This window comes from Variovorax sp. P4_D9, assembly GCF_056401695.1.
Genome location: NZ_JBFUIU010000632.1, coordinates 1 through 5,230, shown reverse-complemented (window position 1 = coordinate 5,230; position 5,230 = coordinate 1). Strand labels below are relative to the sequence as shown.

Below are 5,230 nucleotides of genomic sequence, written 5' to 3'. Positions count from 1 at the left end.
CCGTCAGATAGTGCGCAAGCGCACGGCGAACGGATCGGTGCCGGCTTTCGCCAGGCTGCGCAGGGTGTACCCAAAATATTCATCAGGATTCAACTGGATCAAACGCTCAGGCATCGGATATGGCTGGGCCAAGAATGCCCAGTGGTAGATGCGCAGCGCGACTGCCGGTCCATCTTCGGCCAATAGTCGTAGGTCGGCAGGATGTCAAGCACCGCCAGCCGCGACGCCCAGGATGATCAAGGGCCAGCCGATAAGCGACACGAGCACCTACTTCGTTGACGGGGCGCGCGGCGGACGCTTTTGTAGCAACGGCTCGCTCACACCCTGCACGCCTACCAGTCCCAGCACCGTCAGCAAAGAATTCTGCGCTCCTTTCCAGCCATCTGTCACGTCTATCCATTCGCTCAGCGCATGGAAACCGCCGGTCTTGCCGCCACCGCCGATGATGATGGCCGGGATGCCGAGCGCCATCGGCACGTTGGCGTCTGTACTCGCGCCGGAGAGCAGCGTCTTGTGGCCGAACGCGCTGTTGGCGCGGACGGCGGCTTCCACGATCACCGAGTCGGCCGCGGTACGGCCACCGGGGCGATCGCCGATGAGCTTGTTCGTGACAGCCAGCGTGTTCACGTCCCAGCGATTGTTCTCCTCGATCACGGCCTCGTCCACCGCGGCCAGGATCTTCTTCTCGGTTTCGAGCAGCGGCTCCATGGCATCCGAGCGGATGTCCACCGCCATGCGCGCGTCCGGCGCGATGGTGTTGACTGAGGTACCGCCGCCCACCGTGCCGACGGTGAAGGTTGTCTTGGGAAAGGTCGACGTCTTGACGTCGGCGATTTTTGCGATCGCACGGCCCATGCCATGGATTGCACTCGGCACCTGGCCGAACGCTGCGTAGCTGTGGCCGCCCGGGCCTTTGAAGGTGAATTCGTAGCGGCGGCTACCGGTGCCCAGGATCAGCACGCTGCCGTCGGGTGCTGGCTCGAGCCCGACCATGCCGTCGATGTCGCGGTGTTCGGCGAAGATCTGCTTCATGCCTCGCAGATTGCCCAATTCTTCTTCGCCGACGTTGCCCACGAAGAGCAGGTCGCCAACCGTCTGGACTTTGTTGTCGTTGAGCACCTTGAGCCACGAGAGCAGCACCGACAGGCCGCGCACATCGTCCGAAATGCCGGGTGCGTAGAGCTTGCCGTCGCGCTCCCTCACCTTGACGTCGGTGCCGGCCGGAAACACCGTATCGAGGTGTGCCGAGATCAACAGCTTGGGACCGTTGCCCGTGCCCTTGCGCAGGCCGACCACATTGCCTTCCGTGTCGATGTGCGCATCGGTGAGGCCGAGCGCCTTCATGCGCGCGAGGTAAGCCTCGGCGCGCCTCTGCTCCTTGAATGGCGGAGCCTCGATCTCCGTCAGCATCTTCAGGTCTTCCACCGAGCGGTCGTGGTCGGCCTTGACCGCGTCGAGCAGTTTCGCGATGGCAGGCGATCCCATGAGTTGCGTGTAGGCCTGGTCGACCGCCGGCTTGACCTGCACCGGCGTCGGCGCCACCGCGTTGAAGCTCTGGGCCTGTGCGGCGCTGGCGGCCAGCAGCGCGACGGCAGTGGCCAGGTTGGCGAGTCGGAGAGAGAAGGCGCGGGACATAGTGCGATCAGTGAGGTTGGACGGCAAGCCCGACATTCTTTCGCTTTACGGCCTGCGCCGCTCTCCTTTAATCTAGCGTGCTGTGAGCTTTTCTAACACCCGCCGCCACCTGCCTACCACCCGCGCACTGGTGGTGTTCGATGCTGTCGCGCGCCATCACGGTCTGAGCAAGGCGGCCGAGGCGCTGAGCCTGACGCACGGCGCCGTCAGCCAACAGTTGCGCCTGCTCGAGAACCAGCTTGGCGTGCGACTGGTGCAGCGCACTTCGCGCGGCTCCCAACTCACCGAAGCCGGCCGGCGCTACCACGCCCAGATCTCCGGTGATCTATTGCGGCTGGAGAACCACACCCTCGAGGCGATGGCACAGCGGCCCGACGGAGTGAGCTTGCTAGTGGGCGCGGTGCCGGTGCTGGCCGAGCGCTGGCTGATCCCGCGGCTACCCGCATTCGCGCAGCGCGCGCCGACGTGCAGCCTGCATCTGCAGGTGTTCCCGACGCAGATCTACATGCCTGAACCGGCCTTCGACGTCGCCGTGCAATACGACGATGCCGTGTGGCCTGGCGCCCTGGTGCAGCCCCTCATGCAGGAGCAATGCGTGGCCGTGTGCGCGCCGCAGGCCAGCGGTCGGCGCGAGATGGCACGCGGCGACTTCCGCGGCGCCACGCTGTTGCAACTGACCTCGCGACTCGGCGGGTGGGAAGAGTGGTTCGCGCAGGCCGGCATCAACCGCGCCCCGGTGAACACGGCGGCAGGGCATCGCTTCGATCTGTTCTCGATGTTGGTCGAGGCGGTGCGAGCCGATCTCGGCGTCGGGCTGGCGCCGCGCTACTTCGTCGAGCGCGAGTTGCAGGCAGGCGACCTGGTGCTGGCGCATCCGCACGTTGGTCAGGGTCACCGGGGCTACAGCGTGTTCGTGGCGCCGCACCGGGCGCAGGACCCGCTGGCGGCGACATTCACGGGCTGGCTTGCCGAGGCGGCCGCCGCCGAAGGGGCTTAGCGGCAGGCGTCGCACAGTAGTCCGCAGAGTGCCCGAAGGCCACGACACGCCACAGGATGTAGCGCCACGCCTTGCGAGCTGGAGCGCCAGTTTATGAGAGTGACGTTGTGCCGGAGGCAGGTCATTGGAGGGGGCAGCACAGATTGCGCATCCAACGCCCCCATCCAGAATCAGGTGTAGCCACGACCGCAAGTGGGTCGTACGCCGGGAGGCACCATGACGCGATGCGCTTTCACCCGCGGTACCGTGCTTCGATCAGGCTTTGCCATCGGCATGGCCTGTTGGCTGGCGGCCTGTGCCTCCAGGTCGGACAACGCTGACGACGTGCTCGCTCGTTCCGCGGTGATCATGGGCGGTGCGAACGCCAAGAGCATGCCCTATGTGGCTGAGGGTACCGGCTTTACCTTTGGCCAAGCGTACAAGCCCGGCGGCGCCTGGCCGCGGATCACGCTGCATTCGTTCACCCGCACCATCGACTACGACAAGGGCGCAATGCGCGACGAGATCGTGCTGAGCCGCGCCGAGCCCACCGGCGGTGGCGGTTACCTGCTCTCTGGCCAGCAGCGCAACGACCAGCTCGTCAACGGCGACTTGGCATGGAACCAGACCCCGGGCGGCGCGTGCCAAGTCCGCGCTTCGCCTCTCCGTGGTGCGCTGCGTGCCGTCGCCGCTGGCCATAGCGATTCTCAGCTGGGCTCGCGCCGAGCCCAAGGCCTCGTCGCTCGCGTAAGGGCGCGTTCCGATCAGGGCGCCCTGTGCGCCCAGCGCCAGCGCGGCCGCCAGGCCTCGACCGTCGGCGATGCCCCCGGCCGCCAGCACCGGAATCGGGTCGACCGCGTCGATCACCGCCGGAACCAGCGGCAGTGTGGCGCGCGCTCCTCCGTGCCCGCCGGCCTCGGTACCCTGGGCCACGATGAGATCGGCCCCCGCCTCGCGCGCCAACGCCGCGCTGGCCAAGTCCTGCACCTGGCAGATCAGCCGGCGCCCTGCGGCCTTGACGACAGCTCCATGAGGCCGCGGTTCGCCGAACGACAGCATGACCGCGTGCGGCCGATGGGACAGCACCCGATCCACGATGTCGCGCTCGCACGACTAGGTGATCAGCCCGACACCCCAAGGCTTGTCGGTGAGCAGTCGCACCAGGGTCGCCGTAGCCGCCGCCTGCGAGTCCGAGGCTGCCGGCATTGGACACAGCGGCGACCAGGCGTCCGCCCGCCACGCCGCCCATCGGGCCCAGGACGATCGGGACTGGAGGGCGAACATCCGGGTGAGCTCGGTGGTGATCATGACTGCCTTTCCGACTGGGACGGTGCATGTGTTCGTGCCGGTGCCGCGGCGGCGCGGCTCTCCACCTCGACGATGAAATCCGGATCAAACAGCGGGTTCTCGTTGACGCCGCCGTGGGCATAGCCTCGCGGGTTGCAGACCACGCGGGTGCCGTCGACGACGTAGTCGAAGCTGTCGTGCGTGTGCCCGTGGATCCAAAGGACCGCACGGTGCGCCCCCAACAGGTGCTCCACGTCGGACACGAAGCAGGCGTTGAGCAGCGAACCCGCGAACCGCGGGTGGATGCTGCGGGTCGATGGCGCGTGGTGCGTGATCACCACCGTGGGACCGGCATGGGAGCTGGCCAGTCGGGAGGCTAGCCACGCCGCGTGCTGCCGGAACAGGGCCACCGAGTCGTCCGGGGTGAAGAGGTCGCTCGAGCCTTCACGGGCACGGATACGGCTGAAGTCGCGCAGGCATCGACGGGCTTCCTCTTTCGCGGCCGCGCGCAGCTTCGAGTCGTCAAACAACTCGAAGTCGGTCCACAAAGTGGTGCCGAGGAATCGCACGCCGTCGATGACGAGCTCGCTGTCGTCGAGCACATGCACCTTCGTCCGCTCACACTGGCGCCTGAGTTCGTCGAGGGCACCATCGATGCTGCTGCCGTAGAACTCGTGGTTGCCTGCCACATAGAGCACCGGCTTGCCGAAGCGCATGGCCCACGATGCCGCTTCGCGCGGACGCGAGATGTCGCCGGCGAGCACGATCGCATCAGCATCATTGACCGGCCACTCCATTGCACCAAACCCCAGGTGCAGGTCGGACAGGATATTCAGCTTCATGGACAAACAGGCGGCGAGTGGGTTGCGGGCGCAGCGGATACACGCAGGAGTCACTCTGGTGGCGCCGTGACCTGGTGTGCATGTATATCACGTTGTGATGTATATTGCCAGCAAGGGGACACCTGCCATGCCGGATGGAACGATGACGAAGGCCGATTTCGAGATGCTGGCGCGGTTTCGCTACCAGCTCCGGCGCTTTCTTCGCTTCAGCGAAGAGCTGACACATCTGCGCGGCGTCACGCCGTTGCAGTACCAGCTGATGTTGCAGATCCAGGGCTACCCGGGCCGCCCGTGGGCGACGGTGGTGGAACTCGCTGAGCGGCTGCAGGCCAAGCACCACGGCGTCGTCTCGTTGGTGTCACGCTGCGAAGCCGCCGGCTGGGTGCGGCGCGCGCCACGTCGCGACGACCGGCGCCGCGTCGAGGTGCACCTCACGCCGAAAGGCAAGGCCTGTCTTGAGCAGTTGGCACTGCTGCACCTGCAGGAGTTG

6 protein-coding genes are annotated in these 5,230 nt (G+C 66.4%); 2 read left to right on the top strand and 4 right to left on the bottom strand.

Annotated features, from left to right (window positions below):
- Nucleotides 1-267: 267 nt before the first annotated feature.
- Entirely contained in the window at nt 268-1,635 is a 1,368-nt protein-coding gene (locus AC1DY5_RS41040) for a M20/M25/M40 family metallo-hydrolase (RefSeq protein ID WP_478120182.1), read from the bottom strand.
- A gap of 82 nt (nt 1,636-1,717) precedes the next feature.
- Here AC1DY5_RS41040 and AC1DY5_RS41035 point away from each other — a divergent pair, with 82 nt between their 5' ends.
- Nucleotides 1,718-2,632, top strand: coding sequence for a LysR substrate-binding domain-containing protein (locus AC1DY5_RS41035; protein WP_478120181.1), 915 nt, complete (start codon nt 1,718-1,720; stop codon nt 2,630-2,632).
- A 255-nt stretch (nt 2,633-2,887) separates the two neighbouring features.
- On the opposite strand, the gene AC1DY5_RS41030 is transcribed toward AC1DY5_RS41035, so the two are convergent.
- The 3 genes from AC1DY5_RS41030 to AC1DY5_RS41020 are packed head-to-tail and all read right to left on the bottom strand — an operon-like array spanning nt 2,888 to nt 4,740.
- Complete coding sequence (locus AC1DY5_RS41030; protein ID WP_478120180.1) at nt 2,888-3,706, bottom strand: nitronate monooxygenase; 819 nt, start codon at nt 3,704-3,706, stop codon at nt 2,888-2,890.
- An 18-nt stretch (nt 3,707-3,724) separates the two neighbouring features.
- Nucleotides 3,725-3,919 carry a hypothetical protein gene (locus tag AC1DY5_RS41025; protein WP_478120179.1) on the bottom strand — a complete coding sequence of 65 codons (195 nt, stop codon included), beginning with the start codon at nt 3,917-3,919 and terminating at the stop codon, nt 3,725-3,727.
- The gene (locus tag AC1DY5_RS41020) at nt 3,916-4,740 is read right to left on the bottom strand and encodes a metallophosphoesterase (protein ID WP_478120178.1); all 825 of its coding nucleotides are present in this window, start codon (nt 4,738-4,740) and stop codon (nt 3,916-3,918) included. The genes AC1DY5_RS41025 and AC1DY5_RS41020 overlap by 4 nt, the downstream gene beginning before the upstream one ends.
- A gap of 142 nt (nt 4,741-4,882) precedes the next feature.
- Here AC1DY5_RS41020 and AC1DY5_RS41015 point away from each other — a divergent pair.
- Nucleotides 4,883-5,230: MarR family transcriptional regulator (locus AC1DY5_RS41015; protein ID WP_478120177.1), on the top strand; the 348-nt coding region annotated here is incomplete at its 3' end.